General features: G+C 34.5%; 13 protein-coding genes. 8 read left to right on the top strand and 5 right to left on the bottom strand.

What is annotated here, in order from left to right; translation table 11 throughout:
- Positions 1-85: 85 nt before the first annotated feature.
- From ACEN25_RS09885 to hemL, 3 genes are read left to right on the top strand one after another with little or no spacing between them, the layout of a single operon-like run.
- Positions 86-1051 (top strand): 1-aminocyclopropane-1-carboxylate deaminase/D-cysteine desulfhydrase, encoded by a 966-nt coding sequence (locus tag ACEN25_RS09885; protein ID WP_441802770.1) that lies wholly within the window; start codon positions 86-88, stop codon positions 1049-1051.
- 1 nt (position 1052) lies between these two features.
- The gene (locus tag ACEN25_RS09880; RefSeq protein WP_441802769.1) at positions 1053-1889 is read left to right on the top strand and encodes a glucosaminidase domain-containing protein; all 837 of its coding nucleotides are present in this window, start codon (positions 1053-1055) and stop codon (positions 1887-1889) included.
- Positions 1890-1891: 2 nt separating this feature from the next.
- On the top strand, positions 1892-3181 hold the full coding sequence (gene hemL / locus ACEN25_RS09875; RefSeq protein WP_441802988.1) for a glutamate-1-semialdehyde 2,1-aminomutase: 1290 nt from the start codon (positions 1892-1894) through the stop codon (positions 3179-3181).
- 74 nt (positions 3182-3255) lie between these two features.
- On the opposite strand, the gene ACEN25_RS09870 is transcribed toward hemL, so the two are convergent.
- Positions 3256-3747: a hypothetical protein gene (locus tag ACEN25_RS09870; RefSeq protein WP_441802768.1), complete on the bottom strand. Its 492-nt coding sequence runs from the start codon at positions 3745-3747 to the stop codon at positions 3256-3258.
- Positions 3748-3905: 158 nt separating this feature from the next.
- Positions 3906-5597 carry a lysine--tRNA ligase gene (lysS, locus tag ACEN25_RS09865; protein WP_441802767.1) on the bottom strand — a complete coding sequence of 564 codons (1692 nt, stop codon included), beginning with the start codon at positions 5595-5597 and terminating at the stop codon, positions 3906-3908.
- Between the two features lie 230 nt (positions 5598-5827).
- Between lysS and ACEN25_RS09860 the strand changes: the two genes are divergently transcribed.
- On the top strand, positions 5828-5983 hold the full coding sequence (locus ACEN25_RS09860) for a YqaE/Pmp3 family membrane protein (protein ID WP_396509445.1): 156 nt from the start codon (positions 5828-5830) through the stop codon (positions 5981-5983).
- Positions 5984-6014: 31 nt separating this feature from the next.
- Positions 6015-6716 (top strand): lipoyl(octanoyl) transferase LipB, encoded by a 702-nt coding sequence (gene lipB, locus ACEN25_RS09855; RefSeq protein ID WP_441802766.1) that lies wholly within the window; start codon positions 6015-6017, stop codon positions 6714-6716.
- Between the two features lie 7 nt (positions 6717-6723).
- Here lipB and ACEN25_RS09850 read toward each other — a convergent pair whose 3' ends face one another.
- The 3 genes from ACEN25_RS09850 to ACEN25_RS09840 all read right to left on the bottom strand — a co-directional run bounded on the left by ACEN25_RS09850 (position 6724) and on the right by ACEN25_RS09840 (position 10839).
- On the bottom strand, positions 6724-7419 hold the full coding sequence (locus ACEN25_RS09850) for a TapB family protein (protein ID WP_441802765.1): 696 nt from the start codon (positions 7417-7419) through the stop codon (positions 6724-6726).
- Positions 7420-7675: 256 nt separating this feature from the next.
- Entirely contained in the window at positions 7676-10156 is a 2481-nt protein-coding gene (locus ACEN25_RS09845) for a hypothetical protein (protein ID WP_441802764.1), read from the bottom strand.
- An 89-nt stretch (positions 10157-10245) separates the two neighbouring features.
- A complete protein-coding gene (locus tag ACEN25_RS09840; RefSeq protein WP_441802763.1) occupies positions 10246-10839 on the bottom strand; it encodes a ribonuclease HII in 594 nt (197 codons plus the stop codon).
- A 258-nt stretch (positions 10840-11097) separates the two neighbouring features.
- Here ACEN25_RS09840 and ACEN25_RS09835 point away from each other — a divergent pair, with 258 nt between their 5' ends.
- From ACEN25_RS09835 to ACEN25_RS09825, 3 genes are all read left to right on the top strand, one after another.
- Positions 11098-14163: a SusC/RagA family TonB-linked outer membrane protein gene (locus ACEN25_RS09835; protein WP_441802762.1), complete on the top strand. Its 3066-nt coding sequence runs from the start codon at positions 11098-11100 to the stop codon at positions 14161-14163.
- Positions 14164-14169: 6 nt separating this feature from the next.
- Entirely contained in the window at positions 14170-15555 is a 1386-nt protein-coding gene (locus ACEN25_RS09830) for a RagB/SusD family nutrient uptake outer membrane protein (RefSeq protein ID WP_441802761.1), read from the top strand.
- A gap of 95 nt (positions 15556-15650) precedes the next feature.
- Positions 15651-17615: a putative porin gene (locus tag ACEN25_RS09825; protein WP_441802760.1), complete on the top strand. Its 1965-nt coding sequence runs from the start codon at positions 15651-15653 to the stop codon at positions 17613-17615.
- Positions 17616-18152: the final 537 nt, after the last annotated feature.

Genomic DNA, 18152 nt, shown 5'->3' with positions numbered 1-18152 from the left:
TTAAGTGCATTTAAATTAAGGTGTTTGTACATTAAAGCTTTTGTGGCATAGTACTTCTTAGGAATAAAAATGTCATTATTTTTGTATGATAAAACGTATTATGGCAAATCCTGAGTTACTCTTTTCTTCAGAAAAACAAGTGCCTATTCAAAATATAGATGATGACATATTTAAGTCTTCTAATGTTGTCGTTTCTATTTTGCGAGAAGACCTCCTGCATAAAGAAGTTCCAGGAAATAAATTTAGAAAGCTTAAATACAATTTAATTGAAGCTCAAGAGCAACGGAAAGACACGCTCTTAACCTACGGGGGAGCCTTTTCAAATCATATTGCGGCCACTGCTAAGGCCGGTCAAATTTGTGGTTTCAATACTATAGGTATAATTCGTGGGGAAGAGCTAGGTATTGATTTAAACAAAACCCTTCAGCACAATGCTACTTTAAAGTTTGCCCACGAGTGTGGGATGAAGTTTTATTTTATAACCCGAGCTGCGTACCGGGAGAAGGACACGGCATCTTTTCGCGAAAGCCTAAAACAGAAATTTGGAGATTTTTATGAGATCCCTGAAGGTGGAACAAATCATCTGGCTGTAAAGGGTTGTTCAGAGATTTTGAATGAAAACACTGCAGAATACGATTACATCATGTGTCCTGTAGGAACAGGCGGAACGATTGCAGGTTTAATAGAAGGCAGTCTATCACATCAAAAAGTAATAGGATTTCCTGCACTTAAAGGAGATTTTTTAAATTCAGAAATTGAAAAACTTACGTCTAAGAAAAACTGGGATTTATATAACAACTATCATTTTGAAGGTTATGGAAAGGTAAATTCAGAGCTTATAGCTTTCATTAATTCGTTTAAAAAAACGCACAACATTCAATTAGAACCCATTTATACCGGGAAAATGATGTATGGTTTGATAGATCTTATTTCAAATGCATTTTTCTCTGAAAATACCCGTATTTTAGCGGTTCATACAGGAGGTTTACAAGGAATTTCCGGTATTAATTACCGACTTAAAAAATCTGGAAAATCAACCATTAAAGTTTAATATGATAAGAAAAATTACAGTTGTTTTGATTTTGAGCCTTTTGCTCGTGGGATGCGGTGGTAGTAAACGGGCGGCTAAGAAAAAACTGTCTGTTAGACCTTCAAGATCGTATGAGAACCCAAAAGCAAAACCGGTTGATGATACTCCCGGAGAAACATCTAGAGAAACTAAAAAAGCATATGAATATGCCTCTTTTGCCAGTGTTGAAGATTATATAAATCATTTTGCACCTATTGCAAAAGAAGAAATGCGTTTATATAAAATACCTGCAAGTATTACTATGGCACAGGCTGTTCTAGAATCTGGAGCCGGAAATGGTAATCTTACTAAAAAAGCAAATAATCACTTTGGTATTAAATGTCATAACTGGACCGGTGAGGTTGTTTATCACGACGATGACGAGGCGGGAGAATGTTTTAGAAAATATCGTGATCCTAAATTTTCATTTAGAGATCATTCATTATTCTTAACAGGAAGATCTAGATATGCAGATTTATTTGATCTGGATCCTGACGATTATAAAGGCTGGGCTAAGGGATTACGTAAAGCAGGTTATGCAACAGATCCTAAATATCCTCAAAAATTAATTGCTATTATAGAACGCTATGCGATGTATAATTATGATGCTGAAATTTTAGGGACTAAGGTTAAAGATTTTAAGCCTGAGCCTTCAGATAGAGTTGTCTTACACAAGGTTGTAAAAGGGGAGACCCTATACAGCATCTCGCGTATGTATAACCTGACAGTTGACGAATTGAAAAAAAATAATGGCTTACGTGATAATACGATAAGCGTAGGGCAGCAGTTAAATGTAATCCCACAGTATAACGGATTTTAATGATGAATTATAAAAGAAGCAGTGCTTTGTTTGTTGAAGCACAAAAAGTAATACCGGGTGGAGTAAATTCACCGGTACGAGCATTTAAGGCAGTAGGTGGAGGCCCCATATTTGTAAAAGAGGCAAAAGGGGCTTATTTATATGATGAAGATGGCAATCGCTTAATAGATTATATAAACTCTTGGGGTCCTATGATTTTGGGACATGCGTATCAACCGGTTGTAGATGCCGTGGTCGATAAAGCAAAGAAAGGTACTTCTTTTGGGATGCCTACAGAAATAGAAACTAAAATTGCAGAACTCGCTGTAAAAATGGTTCCCGGTATAGACAAAATACGTTTTGTAAATAGTGGTACCGAAGCGTGTATGAGCGCCGTACGACTTGCACGAGGTTTTACGGGTCGGGACAAGATTATAAAATTTGCAGGTTGCTACCACGGCCATTCAGATTCTTTCTTGATTCAGGCGGGTAGTGGCGCAGTGACTTTTGGAACTCCTAATAGCCCGGGCGTAACACAGGGTACGGCTAAAGATACCTTGTTAGCTAGTTATAATGATCTAGATCAGGTGCGTGAACTTTTTGAAAATAATAAAGATCAGATTGCTACAATTATAGTAGAACCCGTTGCCGGAAACATGGGATGTATACCGCCGGCAGATGGCTTTTTGCAGGGTTTACGGAATTTGTGTGATAAATACGGGGCATTACTCATTTTTGATGAGGTAATGACTGGTTTTAGACTTGCAGCAGGTGGTGTTCAGGAATTATTAAGGGTACAGGCAGATATTGTAACTTTCGGTAAAGTTATAGGAGGAGGACTTCCTGTGGGGGCTTTTGCTGCACGTAATGAGATTATGAATTATCTAGCGCCTGTGGGACCGGTTTATCAAGCAGGTACTTTAAGCGGAAACCCTCTAGCGATGGCTGCAGGTTTAGCAATGCTTGAGGCTTTAGATAACGACCCCGCCGTTTTTAAACGTCTTTCTGAAAAAACTGCGTATTTGCATGAAGGAATTGCAAAAGCACTTTCTGAAAATAAAGTTGTACATACGATTAACAGAATAGGTTCTATGATTTCGGTACATTTTGCTAAAGAGCCGGTAACAGATTTTAAATCTGCATCAAATGGTGCAAATGAAACATTTAAAAAATTCTTTCACGGTTTGTTAAATGAAGGTATCTATATAGCTCCTAGTGCTTATGAAACCTGGTTTATTACAGACGCTTTGAGTTATGATGATTTAGACGAGACTATTGCTGCAGTCGCTAAGATTGCTCCAGAGTTAAACTAGGTTTATTTGAATAGAAAGCAAAAACCCCTGTAACTCAAAAGTTACAGGGGTTTTTAATTAATTAGGAGTTTATTTTATTTACGTTCTCCTTCGGTTCCTCTTCTATTTTTAGAGCGATCACCGCGCTTACCATCTCTATTAGCCATACGATCGTGACGTTTAGATTTCATTTTGCGCCATTGGTCAAATTGTTCTTCAGATAAGATTTTTTTCATCTTTTCTTGTTGTGCAATTTGTTTGTCTAATCTAGCGCTGTAATTTGCTTTACGTTCTGCACGCATAGTCTCACGTTGAGCTTCTGTTGGTTTTTCACCATCTTTCATTTTTGCTGCACGATCTGCGAACATTTGCTTTCGCTCTTTAGCATTTGCCAACTCAAGATTGTAAATTTCTTTTTGTTGTTTTTCATCAAGAACTAATGCCAGGGTCATACGTTTAGTTTGAATATCTGCCATTTCCTCTGGAGTAGCATCCATCATTTTTTTACTTCTTTCCTGACGATTTCCCTGTTGTGCTAAAGCCGTTACTGAAACGAATAAAGCTACTATTGCAATTATTTTTTTCATTTTTATTTTGTTTTATTGTTATGTATCTAAGACTTGAATAAAACACAAAGGTTTAAATGCAGGTTTAGTATTTTAGTAAGAATAGCAATTTCTTAAATAAATAAAGCCTTTCAGAATTAACTGAAAGGCTCTAGAATAGTACAATAAAATACTGAAAATTAATCTATTATAGAAACGGTTAATGTTTCTCCTTCTTTTTCAACTTTTGCAAGTTTTTGTCTGGTAAGACCTTTTATACCCTTATCCCATTTCTTATTACTTAAGTCACTTGCTGTTTTTAGTTCTTCTAACGGAAGATTTTTTTCTTTCTTTAGAATGTTGAAGATTACTTTTTCATCTTCAGATAAATCTACTTTTTTACGTTCAGGTTTCATCTGCGGGAAGAATAAAACTTCTTGTATCGATTGATTGTTTGTTAAAAACATAATCAATCGATCCATACCAATACCTAAACCAGAAGTAGGTGGCATACCATATTCTAATGCTCTTAAAAAGTCATTGTCAATAAATTCGGTAGCCTCGTCATCTCCTTTAGCAGCAAGCTTTAATTGTTCTTCAAAACGTTCACGTTGATCTATAGGGTCATTTAATTCTGAATACGCATTTGCGATTTCTTTACCGCAAACCATAAGTTCAAAACGTTCGGTAAGCTCTGGGTTTTCGCGATGCTCTTTACAAAGCGGACTCATTTCTTTAGGATAGTCTGTGATAAATGTAGGCTGTATAAAGTTGCCCTCGCATTTTTCTCCAAAAATCTCATCTATAAGTTTTCCTTTGCCCATTGTGTTATCTACCTCAATACCCATCTCTAGGGCTGCACTACGCAGCTCATCTTCAGATTTACCGGTAATATCAAAGCCGGTAAACTGTTTTATAGCATCTGTCATAGTGATGCGTTGATAGGGAGCTTTAAAGTCTACATGGTGGTTTCCGAAGGTAGCTTCTGTAGTACCATTTACAGCTAGAGCGCAATGTTCTAGTAGATTTTCTGTAAACTTCATCATCCAGTTGTAATCTTTGTAGGCTACATAAATTTCCATAGCGGTAAACTCTGGGTTGTGAGTACGATCCATACCTTCATTTCTGAAGTTTTTAGAAAACTCATAAACCCCATCAAAACCGCCTACAATGAGACGTTTTAAATAAAGTTCGTTAGCAATTCTTAAATATAGAGGTATATCTAAGGCATTATGATGCGTAACAAATGGTCTCGCTGCTGCACCACCAGGTATAGATTGTAATACGGGAGTCTCAACTTCAAAGTAACCTTTGTCGTTAAAGAAATCACGCATAGCTGTAAATAACTTGGTCCGTTTAATGAAAACCTCTTTAACCTTTGGGTTTACAGCAAGATCAGCATAACGCTGGCGGTATCTCATTTCTGGATCTGTAAACGCATCATAGGTTTTACCGTCCTTTTGTTTGGGGATAGGTAATGGCTTTAAAGCTTTACTCAACAGTTTAAAATCTTTAACCATTACGGTTTTCTCACCCACCTGTGTTGTAAACAGCGTTCCTTCAACACCTAAGAAGTCACCTAAGTCAAGTAGTTTCTTAAAAACATCGTTATAAAGTGATTTGTCTTCACCCTGGCAAATTTCATCTCTGTTAAAATACAATTGTATGCGACCTTCGCTATCTTGTAATTGCGCAAAAGATGCCTTTCCTTGTATATTATGAACCATTAGACGACCGGCAATGATCACCTGTTTGCCTTCGGTAAAATCAGATTTAATCTGTTTTGAAGTATGGTCTACGGGGTATAAATCTGCCGGGTACGGGTTAATCCCTAACGCTCTTAATTTACCTAGCTTTTCGCGTCTAATAATTTCCTGTTCTGAAAGTTGCATATGCTGTCTTTATTCCACCTTGTGGAGTTTACTCGATATCGAGATTAAAATGCTCCGAAGATTACTTCGGAAATTGAAAATCAATTCTAAATTACCATTTTCAGAATTATTTGAAAGATGGCTTATAAGTGCGCAAATATAGCAACTCGCTTGCGAGAAATCAACACCTGTAACGAAAGCTTGTAAATTGTGTCAAATAGATCATCAATCATCATAAATCAAATCAAAAAATGAGTTTTTTAAGAGCACTGGTTGCAATTTTTTTACCACCGCTCGCGGTACTAGATAAAGGTTGTGGTTCTGTATTAATTGTAGGTTTACTAACACTCTGCGGCTGGATACCAGGAATTATTGCAGCATTAATTATTGTGAACAGAAAATATTAAGTGAGCCTATTAGTAATTGTATCTTAGCAGTATGAATAAGCAAATACGACTAGAAGATTTAGGAAGTCGCGATTACAAGGAAGTTTGGGACTATCAGGAACGCCTATTTAAAGAAATTTTAGATCTTAAAATTAGAAATAGGAGAGAAGATTTAATGCTTACTACGCCTAATTATTTATTGTTAGTTGAGCATCCCCATGTTTATACTTTAGGTAAAAGCGGAGACATTAGTAATTTATTGATTTCTGAAGAACAATTAAAAGCAAAAAACGCTACGTTTTATAAGATTAATAGGGGAGGAGATATTACGTATCATGGTCCCGGACAAGTTGTGGGGTATCCTATCTTAGATTTGGAAAATTTCTTTACAGATATTCATAAATATTTAAGATTTCTGGAAGAGACCATAATTTTGACACTTGCCGACTATGGTATTAAATCTGAACGGTCTCCCGGAGAAACCGGAGTTTGGTTAGATGTAGGAACCCCATTTGCGCGTAAAATTTGTGCAATGGGCGTGCGAGCCAGCAGATGGGTTACTATGCACGGTTTTGCATTTAATGTAAATGCTAATCTGGGTTATTTTGATAATATTATTCCCTGTGGAATAAAAGAAAAGGCAGTAACCTCTCTAAATGTTGAATTAGGCAGATCCAAAGTTGACGAAGATGAGGTAAAGCAAAAAATTTTAAAGCACTTCGCAGATTTATTTGAAGCAGAAATTTTAAAGTAACTGCTAATTAGAGCTGAAGTTCAGTAAGAATATTAACACTTGAGACCTGTCCTTTTTTGTTATAATCTACCTGTTTTATAAAACCAACACCTTCTGCAAACCAATGCTTTACAAAGCCCGCGTTTTCATTTTGAGGCTTCATACTGGTTTTAGATTCAATAATGATACAATTAAAAGTTCCTGCAGGGGTAGTGATTGTTTCAGTAGCCGTAACACAGCGATCTTTCAAGAGATACTTTATTTTGTGTTTAATGGGAGTTGCAAGAATATCTATTTCTAAAACAGCATCGTCCAGAGATTGTCCTATTTCTAAGTTTTTAGGTACATCAAGCGCTATTTTTGATATGTCAAACTCAAGATTACTATACTCATCGTATAAAAAGGCCGGAACTACATTGCGGTGATTGAGAACTACAGAGTTTGAAGTGCACTCAATCTCGTAATTTTCCTGTTCTAAAGTATCCCGTTTTTTTGATACATCTCTATTAACAGCCGATAGAAAAGCTGTTTTACCATTCAATGTTTGTCTAATATGAGAAACTTCATAATTAGTTACCGAAAGTAAATTATTTGTCGTTCCGTAGGCGCTCATTTCAAAAGAGCTGTCAGTATTAAACGTAAATAAATTTGAACAATCATTTTGAGAAATACACGCATTAAGAAATAGTGCATTTAAACAGATTAAAATGTAGAATGCTTTCATATCAAAAGTTTTAAATATTATTTAGGATGATATATTCCGACAGTTTAATGTAAATCAACAATTGTCGTTTATAATTTTAGACTACCATTTTTAATTTAGGGAAGCTGGTAGTCAATTGTAAACAAGTACATTATACACTGATATTTTATCTAAGACTTAGAGAAGGCAAATAAGTACAGTTAAAAATATTATATTATTTTAGAATATTGAATAGGAAAATCCCCCTTTAACAAAGGATAGCTTAACTGTGAAAAACTTAGTTAATTTGATATATAATAACGCTGTTTGACTCACCTTTAGTAATAAGACCCATTTTTGCGCTAGAATTGAGGCTTCCTGCATCAGCGTTTGAAGAACCATAAACAGGAAAATTAGGTAAAAGAACACCTTCGGTATTAAAAAGATATACTTTGTTTGTTTGTAAGTCTGTGAGAACAACATAGTATTTTTTCTCAAACCTTATGACTTTAAGCCCTTTGTAAATACCAAGTTCAAGTTCTTTCTCCTGACCATTAATTAAAAGTTTATTTTCAAACAGCGCAGCTTCTACAGATCCTAAGTTATCATATAAGAAGCCAGACCTTAATTTGTTTTTCTTAGTTGTAATCTTTCCGCTTTCTGAAATTGAAATTTGCGTACCATCAGCTTCATAAAGGATGAAATTTCCATTTTTAATAGAAATAGGATAGCCTGAGAATTTAAATTTTTGATTTATGGTTATTCTATTATTACCGCGGCGATCCAGAATATGTAAAGATCCATCCTCTAGCTGGGTTAGTATGTAGTCTTTAGTTCCTGACCGAAGGTGTTGAGGCGCATATAAAAGATTTGAGGTTTTATGGTAATCAAAACCTTTTACAATAGACGCAGTATTATCAAGCATTTGTAATGTTGCTCCCTGCGTAATTACAAATCTATAATTACGGCTGCCGTCATAATCAAAAACGGCTAGTGGTTTTGTTATTGTGTTTTCAAACTTTTGCCCGAATGGTTTTACAATTTCTCCATCGCTGGCTAAAATATAAAATCTGTTTGCAGTTGTGAAAGCATATTGTAATCTTCCATTTTTATAAAGATCTACCTGCTGTATTTTACCTAATATAGGTCCGTCTATTTCTGTTTTCCATTCTATTTTCCCGCTGCTATCTATATGATATAAGGTGTTTGAAATATCCTGTACAAGAATGTTTTTGCCTTTAGTTCTATAATTTTCGAGTAGTTGAGGGCTATCTAATAGGTCATTATCAAGTTTTACACTTGCAATTTGAGAGACCTGTGATTTTTTATTTTGAATATTAAATTTGCTAATGACAGCATTCACATAGGTGAAATTATCAGCTTGTATAAATTGTATTCCTGCATTTGGAAAATTCTCAAAATTAATTTCAGCTAAGATTTCACCTTCAGACTTAGCTACTTTATTTTCTAAAAATGATTTCTGTGCAGATACATTTCCATAATAAAACAATGTAGATTCATCACTAAGCTTCTTTTGAAACTGTTTATAGGATTCAGAATTTTTAATAACGGCGCCATTTTGATAATTAGCGATAAGGTCTTCTAAGGCACTTGTTGTTTTTGAAAATACAAAGTAGGAGTCCAGTTTGCAATAAACGTGAACCATAGGTGGATTTAGTAATTCTGAAAAAGGTCTGTTAAACGCAAGTGAGTCGGTTAATTCGTAAATAGGAATTTCTCTATATTCAGATCTTTTAGAAGAATAGGCTGCTAATGCTTTTTCAGAACTCTGGTTATCTACACTATTTGCAAAAATCAGAGTTTCATTGTTTGTATAAATAAGGCCTACCTCATTTACAGACTGAAAAAACTCCTCTAATGGGAGTTTAAAATCTTTAAGTAAAATGGCTCTTTTTTTAGCTAAGTTAATTTTGTATTGTTCCCAGTCTTTGATAGATAAACTGCTAAAACCAATGCTCGAAACAGGAGTAGTTGCGGCAACCTGAGAATTACCGGTCTTCAATTCATTTAGAAGAGATAGTGTATGACCATTCTCAATATCAGAAGTTAGTACGCCTGTAAATTGAGTTTTTTTATTGTCAATTTCTAAATCAATTGCCGCCCACTCAAAGGGAACTTCTCTTAAAGCAAATTTATACTGTGATAAAACATCTTTAAAAAGGCGTTTATAGTATGAACCTTTTATGTAAAGGTTTGCGTGACTGGCATCACTTGTCTTAATCATTTTTTGAAGTGATGAGTCTATGGGATCTCTACCAGTATTTCCCTGCAGTATGGTATTTTCTAAAATAAGTTTTGAAGTACTGGCAATTAGAATCTTGTTACTTATTATATAATAAACTTCTATCGCATCAACTAAGTATGTGTTTATAGTAGTGCCTTCATAATCAGTTTTTTTAAGACTTTTAATAAATGTAGAGTCTCTTGAAACAACGTTTTTTGAAATCTCAGTAAATAAAGCAATATCATAATCGTTTTCACCCAGGGCTACAAAAGATATATAGCTCTCATTTTCGGGATTAAACTTTGATAGTAGGCTAGCATAGTTTTCTAAAGTTTTAGCAAAACCAGTTGGTTTTATTTTGTTTGCTAGTTCATTAGATTTCAAGTTGTCTTTAAATGATTCCCAATTAGGCACCCTTAAAATCGCTGCTGATTTATGAGGAATTAAATGTAGAAGATTTGTATTTGCTTCTGGCTGTTGTGTGCAATTAGAAAATAAAAATATTAGCCCCAATAGCAAAAAAATATTCTTCATAAAATTAAATTGTAAAGATCAAAATTGGTAAGCCGTAAAGATAAGAAGTCTTCGCAATGCATTTAAGCTTAAATCTTTTTAAATCTAGTTTATAAAATCTCAGTAGGAAGTAGTTTAAAGCTTTTGCGATGATATATTGTGTCGCCAAACTCTTTAATAGCCGCTCTATGTTCTTTGGTAGGGTACCCCTTATTTTTAGCCCAATTAAAATGAGGATAAAATTTATGAAGGTTAGTCATATATCTATCCCGTTCAGTTTTTGCCAAGATTGAGGCAGCTGCAATAGACAAGTACTTACTATCTCCTTTAATTATACATTCGTGAGAACAATCTCTATACTCCTTAAATCTATTTCCATCAACTATAATATGTTGAGGAGCGATTTTAAGCGATGCAATGGCGAGATGCATTGCTTTTATACTGGCATTTAAAATATTGATCTCATCAATCTCTTTAGGGTAAACGTGTGCGATAGCATATGCTAAAGCTTGTTCTTCAATTAGATTTCTCAATCGTTCACGAGATGAATGTGTGAGTAATTTAGAGTCATTAAGTAATTTATTTTTGAAATCAGCAGGTAAAATTACTGCAGCTGCGGTTACCGGGCCAGATAAGCAACCTCTTCCTGCTTCGTCTGTACCGCATTCAATTAAGTTGGTTTGTGAAAATAATTTTAATGGCATTATACTTTAAAATTAAATGATATTTAGTTGATAATTAGATTTATACAACAAGTAGTCTCTAATATCCAACTTTGAGTTATTTGTTAAGTTATTATTATTAAAAATGCTTCTTCACAGAGAAAAATGTAATAAAAGTTTCGAATACACTTAAAAATTAAAGATTATTTATGTTAATTTAAGTATAGTTTAACGCTTTCTATTGCAATTGTGATAAAGTTTTGAGATGTTTGCTATAGGCAAATTCAAATAAATAAATTTATGAAATCAAAAATTACATGGTGCTTTGCGCTTTGTTTGCTGTTTATGACGCAGCTAACATTCGCTCAGCAAAAAACAATTACGGGTACCGTAACTGATCAAAGCAATGTTCCGCTTCCTGGAGTAAATGTTGTTGTTAAAGGTACCAATTTAGGTACACAAACAGATTTTGACGGAAATTATTCAATTTCAGCAAGTCAAGGAGAGACATTGACATTCTCTTATGTAGGTTTTACAGCTAAAGATATGGTTGTAGGAGCCTCAAATAAATTAAATATTACTCTTGAAGAGGGTGAATCTTTGCAGGAGGTTATCGTATTGGGGTATACTACAAGAAGTGTAGATGAAGTTACTGGTTCCTCAGTGCAGGTTAACTCAGCAGATATAGAATCTGTGCCTTTTGTATCTGCAGATCAAGCTTTACAAGGTAAAGTGGCAGGTCTACAGATTTCTCAATCTTCAGGAACTCCTGGTTCTACACAAGATATACGTATTCGTGGTATTAGTTCTTTTGCATCTTCAAATGAGCCATTATATGTAATTGACGGTGTCCCGGTTAATAATTCAAATACATCTGGTAGTGGAAATGCAAGTAGTTTGAATCCCTTAGCAGCAATTAGCGCTCAGGATATCGCAAGTATTACTGTCCTTAAAGATGCATCTGCTACAGCCCAATATGGTGCGCGGGGTTCTAATGGAGTTATTGTGGTAACTACAAAGAATGGAGCTGAAGGTAAAACAACTTTTACATTTAACTCATATGCAGGTTTTCAAAATGATGCTTTTAATAAAAGAGATGTTTTAACAGGAGCACAAAAAGTTACCTTATTAAGAGAAGCTTTGGTTAATTCATATGGAGCTAATGGATCTCAGGGGGATTTTGGGTTTACTTTAGATAATGCCATAACTACGGGTGCTGGATTTAATCTTTTTCCTGCAGGTTACACAGATTATAATGGAGAAAACTATAATTGGTCTGGTTTAGTGAAAAATGAGGATGCTTTAATTCAGAATTATTCGTTTTCTGCTTCAGGTGGAGATGAAATTAGTACTTTTTATGCATCAGTGGGTTATAATAAAACCGAGGCAACCGTTATTGGAGGTGATTTTGAAAGAGTAAGTGGTTTATTAAGCGTTAGTAGAAAACTTAGAGATAACATCGATTTTTCTAGCTCTGTAAATGTGTCAAATACTAAGCAGAACCCTATTTTAGAACAAGGTTCTTTCTTTTCAAATCCATTTATAACTCGTTATTTAATGAACCCATTAAATAATCCGTTTAATGAAGATGGGAGTCAATCAACAGATTTACCATTTGGAAGCTTACCTAACACATTATATGTTCTTGATAATAATATTACGCGTAATATGTTAACCAGAGCATTAGCTAATTCTAAATTAGATTGGGAATGGTTTGATAATTTCACTTTTTCAAATACACTAAGTCTAGATTATCAATTATCAGAGTATCGTAATTATCAAAACCGTTTAGAAGGGGATTCTGCTCCGGTAAATGGTTCTTCTGAAGCAAGTGATGAGAAAATATACAATTATGTATATCAAGGATCATTTAATTACAACTTTAAAATTGGTACAAAGCATAATTTTGATGTTACAGCGTTATTTGAATATCAAAAAAATCAAAATAGCTATTTATATGGTTATGGAGAAAACTTTCCTGCAGATGGTTTAACAAATATAGCTTCAGCAAGTGCAAATTTCGAAGCATTTTCATCATTCACAGATTGGTATAACGTCTCTTACTTGGGTCTTTTAAATTATAATTATGATGGGCGTTATGTAGTTGATGCTACTATCCGTAGAGAGGGTTCTTCTTTCTTTCCAAGTGAAAAAAGATTTGGAACATTTGGATCAGTTGGTGTAGCTTGGAATATCTACAAAGAGGACTTTATGCAAGGATCAATATTTAATGAATTAAGATTACGTGGTTCTTATGGTGTTACTGGTAATAATCAAGTTGGTGCCAACACTTATCAAGCTCTATTAGGGTATGGTGCAGATTACTCCAACAATGGTGGAGCTACTCCAACACAGTTTGGTAATGGCGATTTAAGCTGGGAAAGTGGTAACGTTTTAGATGCAGGGGTAGTATTTGGCATTCTTGATAGTAGAATCTCTGGATCTTTTGCATATTTCAGTCGTGAAACTACAGACCTATTGCAAGGTGTTCCATTGTCTCGTACTACTGGTTTTTCAAATCAAAATAGAAACGTTGGGTCGATGACAAATAAAGGTATCGAAGCAACTTTAGCAATTGATGTAATTCGTAATCAGAATTTTACCTGGAGTGTAAATGCTAATTATGCTACAGTTGAAAACGAGGTTACAAAGTTAGCCGTTGGTGCAGATGGTAATGACCTTGATCCAAATGCAGGTAGTGTATATACTAGTACAGAAGTTGGAAGAACTGTTAGTTCATGGTTTATGAGAACCTGGGCCGGTGTAGATACAGAAACGGGAGCTCCAACGTGGTATGTAGATGGTAAAGACGGAGAGGTAACCTCAAATTATAATGCTGCTGGAAGATCTTTTCAAGGTAGTGCATTGCCTTCATATTCAGGTGGCTTAGGCACCCGAGTAAGTTGGAAAGGTTTATTTGCTGAAGCAAATGCATATTTTGCTGGAGGTCATAAAATTTATGAGCAATACGCACAATTTTATTTAAGAACAAACTCATTTACACTGAATACATATAATGGTGCTGCAGAATTATTAGAAAGATGGCAGCAACCTGGGGATGTTACTGATGTTCCAAAATTAGATTATGCTTCAAATAATAATTTTCATGCAACTTCCTCAAGACATCTTTTCGATGGAGATTATGTTCGTTTAAAGAATATAGCTGTAGGTTATACAGTTCCTAATTCTTTATTAAAAAAGACAGGCCTTTATGATCTTACTTTTACAATAAGAGGAACTAATGTTGCAACTTGGGTTAAAGATGATGGATTGACTTTAGATCCAGAAGTAAGAGCTAATGGATTCACTACACTTACTACTCCTCCAATAGAGTCTTATACATTTGGTGTTAACGTAAAATTTTAAAAAAAAATGAATTTAAAAAAATATAGTTTAGGGATGCTAACCCTTTTGATTGGGTTAGCCTCATGTTCTGATGCTGATTTAGAACCTACACTTCAGCAATCAAAGAGTATTGAGACAAGTATAAACACGGTAAATGATTTACAGGCAATCATTAATGGTGCGTATGAACGATTATCTGCTTCAGCATATTATGGAAGAGATAAAATTATATTGGGAGAGGTTTTTGCAGATAATGCATCTTCCAATTCTAATTCTAACAGATTTGTAGCAGAAGCCCAAATGGATTTGTTAGCACAATCTGGTCTTCCTAGTAGTTTCTGGAGTCAAGCTTATGGTGTTATTGCTTCGGCTAACATAATTATTGCAGCAGAAGGTATAGAGGGTGATCAGGATCTTATAAATCAATTGAAAGGTCAGGCTTATGCTCTTCGTGCATTAGCACATTTTGACTTATTGACTTATTACGGTCAACAAAATGTAAATGGAGGCGGGTTGTCTTCTTTAGGAGTTCCTTATGTGGTAGCTTTTAGAGATAATAATGCTCTTTTCCCTCCTAGAAATACTGTTCAAGAGGTTAGGGATTTAGCGTATCAAGATTTGACTACTGCTTATAATCTTATGGATGCAGGGTTAAATGATTCAAAAGAGTATATATCAACTTTTGCTGTTAAAGCGCTTGAGGCACGTATTGCTAATTATTTTGGAGATTTTCCAAAGTCTCTTGCTGCAGCACAAATAGTTGTAAATAGCCAACAATTTAGCGTTGCTACAAGTGCTGGTTTTTTAAGTACTTTTTCAACTGATCAAGCAGCAAATTCTGTTTTTGAAATTGCATTTACTGCAACCGATAATCCAGGAATTAATGGTCTTGCAAATATTTATCAAAATACTAATTATGGTGATGTAATTGCTTTACCAAATTTGGCTGCTATTTATGAGGCTAATGATGTTCGTGGCGTAGGAGGTGTTATTACCCAACAAGCTAATGGAACATTCCGTAATACTGGTAAATATCCTTCAATAGCGCCTTACGAAGATAATGTTTCAGTTATTCGTTATGAAGAAGTAGTTTTACTATATGCTGAAGCACTTCTTGAAACTGGTAGTGCCGGACCGGCTTTAACAGCTTTAAATCAAATACCATCTAATAGATCAGCTACACCATATACGGTAGCTAATAAAGCAAATATTTTACTTGAACGAAGAAAAGAATTAGCTTTTGAAGGTTTTAGATTTCATGATTTAGCAAGAACAGGACAGGATATTCCTAATCCTGATGGAGTATTACAATTGCATGGCGGTCCTAGTTATGGTGACTATAATTTCGCATTGCCTATCCCTTCTAATGAGGCAGATGTAAATGCAAACGTTGAACAGAATTTTGGTTACTAATCCAATTTCTGCTTATAAAGAATTAAACCACCCTACTCGGGTGGTTTTTTTATGCCATAATTTTCCTTACAGCTTTACGTTTAAAAACTATATTTTTGACACAAACATTTTTGATGCGTAATAGCTTACTTTTTTTGATAGGTTTAGTTTTTGGGAGTACACTTTTTGCTCAGGTAGATGAACCAAGAGGTTTACAGTCTGATGGAGAATCACAAAGTGGCTCGATAAGGCCTAAGGCTCAAAAAGATCGAGAGCGGCCGCCAATAGATTTGTATAAAATGTTTACGGTAGAAAACGATACAACAATCGTTGATACCTCCTTAACCATTCAAAAACTCTATAAATACAACTATCTAAGAAAAGATAATTTTGATTTATTACCCTTTTCAAACGAAGGTCAAACCTATAACACCCTTTTATACGATTTTTCTTCTCAACGCATAAGGCCATTATTTGGAGCTAGAGCGCGACACTTTAATTATATGGAGGTAGAGGATATGTTGTATTATGAGGTTCCAACACCCTTGTCTGAGATCTATTATAAAAGTGTATTTGAACAGGGGCAAAACTTAGATGCTTTCTTTACGATGAATACCTCGCGTAGATTTAATTTCTCAATTGCTTATAAAGGGTTGCGTAGTTTGGGTAAGTACCAGCATATATTAACAAGCACCGGTAATTTTAGATTTACAACAAACTATAAGTCTAAAAATAACAGGTATGAATTAAAGGCTCACTATGTTGCTCAAGATTTACTTAATCAAGAAAATGGCGGACTTACAGATCAGGCTTTAATTAATTTTGCAGGCAATGATAGCCAGTTTCAAGACAGGTCTAGATTAAGTGTAAACTTTGAAAATGCAGAAAGTATTCTAGATGGTCAGCGTATTTACATAAACCATAAATACGATTTAATTCCGCAAAGCGATAGTATTTCTAACAATAGAATTGAAGTGGGGCATATATTTAACTATGACGATAAATATTATGAGTATAGGCAGACTGCTCCTTCGTTATTGTTTGGTAATTCATTTGTAACCACAAATCTTAGAGATAAGGTAGATATTACAGATTTAAATAATCAACTCTGGGTAAAGTATACTAATAATATTTTGGGTAGTATTACTTTTCAGGTTAATCACACCTATTATAAGTATGGTTATAACTCGGTACTTATTCAAGAAAATAATAGAATCCCTAATGTATTAAATGGCAATTTAATTGCTGCTGGAGCGAGTTATAAAAAAGCATACAGAGGTTTTCAGCTAAAAGGAGAAGCGCAAGCAAATATTTCGGGTGAATTTGATGGATATGATTTAAAAGCCGAAGCGAGTTATCAAATTAATGATGATGCATTTTTTTCAGGAGGTATACATTTAAATGCCGCAGCAGCTAATTATAATCATTTATTATATCAAAGTAGTTACGAAAATTACAATTGGTACAACGCCGAAAACTATGACACCGTAAAGACGAACTCTTTAGATTTTAGTATAAAATCCAATAAATGGCTTAGTGCTTCTGCCAGTTTGGTTAATATTAAAGATTACGCATATTTTGCTATAGATCCTGCAACCTCGCTTATAAACTCATTTCAGACAAATGATAACATTACTTATTTGAAGTTAAAGGCAAGTAAAGAATTTAGGCTTGGCAAATTTGCTTTAGATAATACCGTTGCATATCAAACAGTAAGTTCAGGTAATACTTTTCTCAATGTTCCGGAGATTACAACCCGTAACACACTTTATTACACAGATAACTGGTTTAAAAAAGCCCTATTTGTTCAAACTGGAGTGAGTCTTAATTATTTTACTGAATATGCTATGAATGGTTATGATCCTGTTTTAGCAGAATTCTATGTTCAGAATGATCAAGAATTAGGAAGCTTTCCGTTGATAGACTTATTCTTTAATATGAAAGTTCGTCAGACCCGTATATTCTTTATAGCAGAACACATCAATTCATTAGCATCTAATAATAATTACTTCAGTGCTCCGGGTTACCCTTACAGAGATTTTACACTACGATTCGGTTTAGTGTGGAATTTCTTTCTGTAGCATTAACATTATTAGTGGTTTTTGCTGCTTTGTGCAGCAACCGGGCTATCGCTACTCGCTTAATTTAAAGACTTGGATCTTTAAATTAGAGCTCAAACAGGCCGCTTTATCCCTAACCCTTCATTTTTCCTGAAGATTCAAAAGTCATTTTACAATAAAACAAACTCCCAAGAGTGCATTTGATCGAGTAGATGGCTTTTATTTATGGGAATCGATCTTTTTTGATATTTATTTAAGAATGGTAGTTCAGTTTAAACGCTCTTAATTAAGAATGTTTTAAAATTAATTTAGAGTGTAAGTTATTGGTTTTAAGGAGCTGTAAAATTACTTTGTAAATACTTTTAAAAAACGCTTGTAGGGTTAGATAATCGTTCTATATTTGCGCCTCCAAAATCGGGTATAAAAATCGGTTTTACGTTCTTAGAAAGTGCGATTAAAAAAAGATACGATTAATTCGTGTTGAATTAAAAAAGGGTAGTATCTTTGCCCTCCTGAATTTTGGCAACGAAATGTAGGATTAGTTCTTAAGAATCTTTT

Source organism: Leeuwenhoekiella sp. W20_SRS_FM14 (assembly GCF_052119605.1).
In the GTDB taxonomy this organism is placed as follows: Bacteria; Bacteroidota; Bacteroidia; order Flavobacteriales; family Flavobacteriaceae; genus Leeuwenhoekiella.
The sequence above is the reverse complement of the archived record's forward strand: the minus strand, read 5'-3'. Positions and strand labels throughout refer to the sequence as shown.

Excerpts from the sequence above, each read along its gene's own strand:
- lysS (WP_441802767.1), bottom strand. The coding sequence starts at position 5,597 with ATGCAACTTTCAGAACAGGAAATTATTAGACGCGAAAAGCTAGGTAAA.
- lipB (WP_441802766.1), top strand. The coding sequence starts at position 6,015 with ATGAATAAGCAAATACGACTAGAAGATTTAGGAAGTCGCGATTACAAG.
- ACEN25_RS09835 (WP_441802762.1), top strand. The coding sequence starts at position 11,098 with ATGAAATCAAAAATTACATGGTGCTTTGCGCTTTGTTTGCTGTTTATG.
- ACEN25_RS09870 (WP_441802768.1), bottom strand. The coding sequence starts at position 3,747 with ATGAAAAAAATAATTGCAATAGTAGCTTTATTCGTTTCAGTAACGGCT.
- ACEN25_RS09850 (WP_441802765.1), bottom strand. The coding sequence starts at position 7,419 with ATGAAAGCATTCTACATTTTAATCTGTTTAAATGCACTATTTCTTAAT.
- hemL (WP_441802988.1), top strand. The coding sequence starts at position 1,892 with ATGAATTATAAAAGAAGCAGTGCTTTGTTTGTTGAAGCACAAAAAGTA.
- ACEN25_RS09830 (WP_441802761.1), top strand. The coding sequence starts at position 14,170 with ATGAATTTAAAAAAATATAGTTTAGGGATGCTAACCCTTTTGATTGGG.
- ACEN25_RS09860 (WP_396509445.1), top strand. The coding sequence starts at position 5,828 with ATGAGTTTTTTAAGAGCACTGGTTGCAATTTTTTTACCACCGCTCGCG.
- ACEN25_RS09880 (WP_441802769.1), top strand. The coding sequence starts at position 1,053 with ATGATAAGAAAAATTACAGTTGTTTTGATTTTGAGCCTTTTGCTCGTG.
- ACEN25_RS09845 (WP_441802764.1), bottom strand. The coding sequence starts at position 10,156 with ATGAAGAATATTTTTTTGCTATTGGGGCTAATATTTTTATTTTCTAAT.
- ACEN25_RS09840 (WP_441802763.1), bottom strand. The coding sequence starts at position 10,839 with ATGCCATTAAAATTATTTTCACAAACCAACTTAATTGAATGCGGTACA.
- ACEN25_RS09885 (WP_441802770.1), top strand. The coding sequence starts at position 86 with ATGATAAAACGTATTATGGCAAATCCTGAGTTACTCTTTTCTTCAGAA.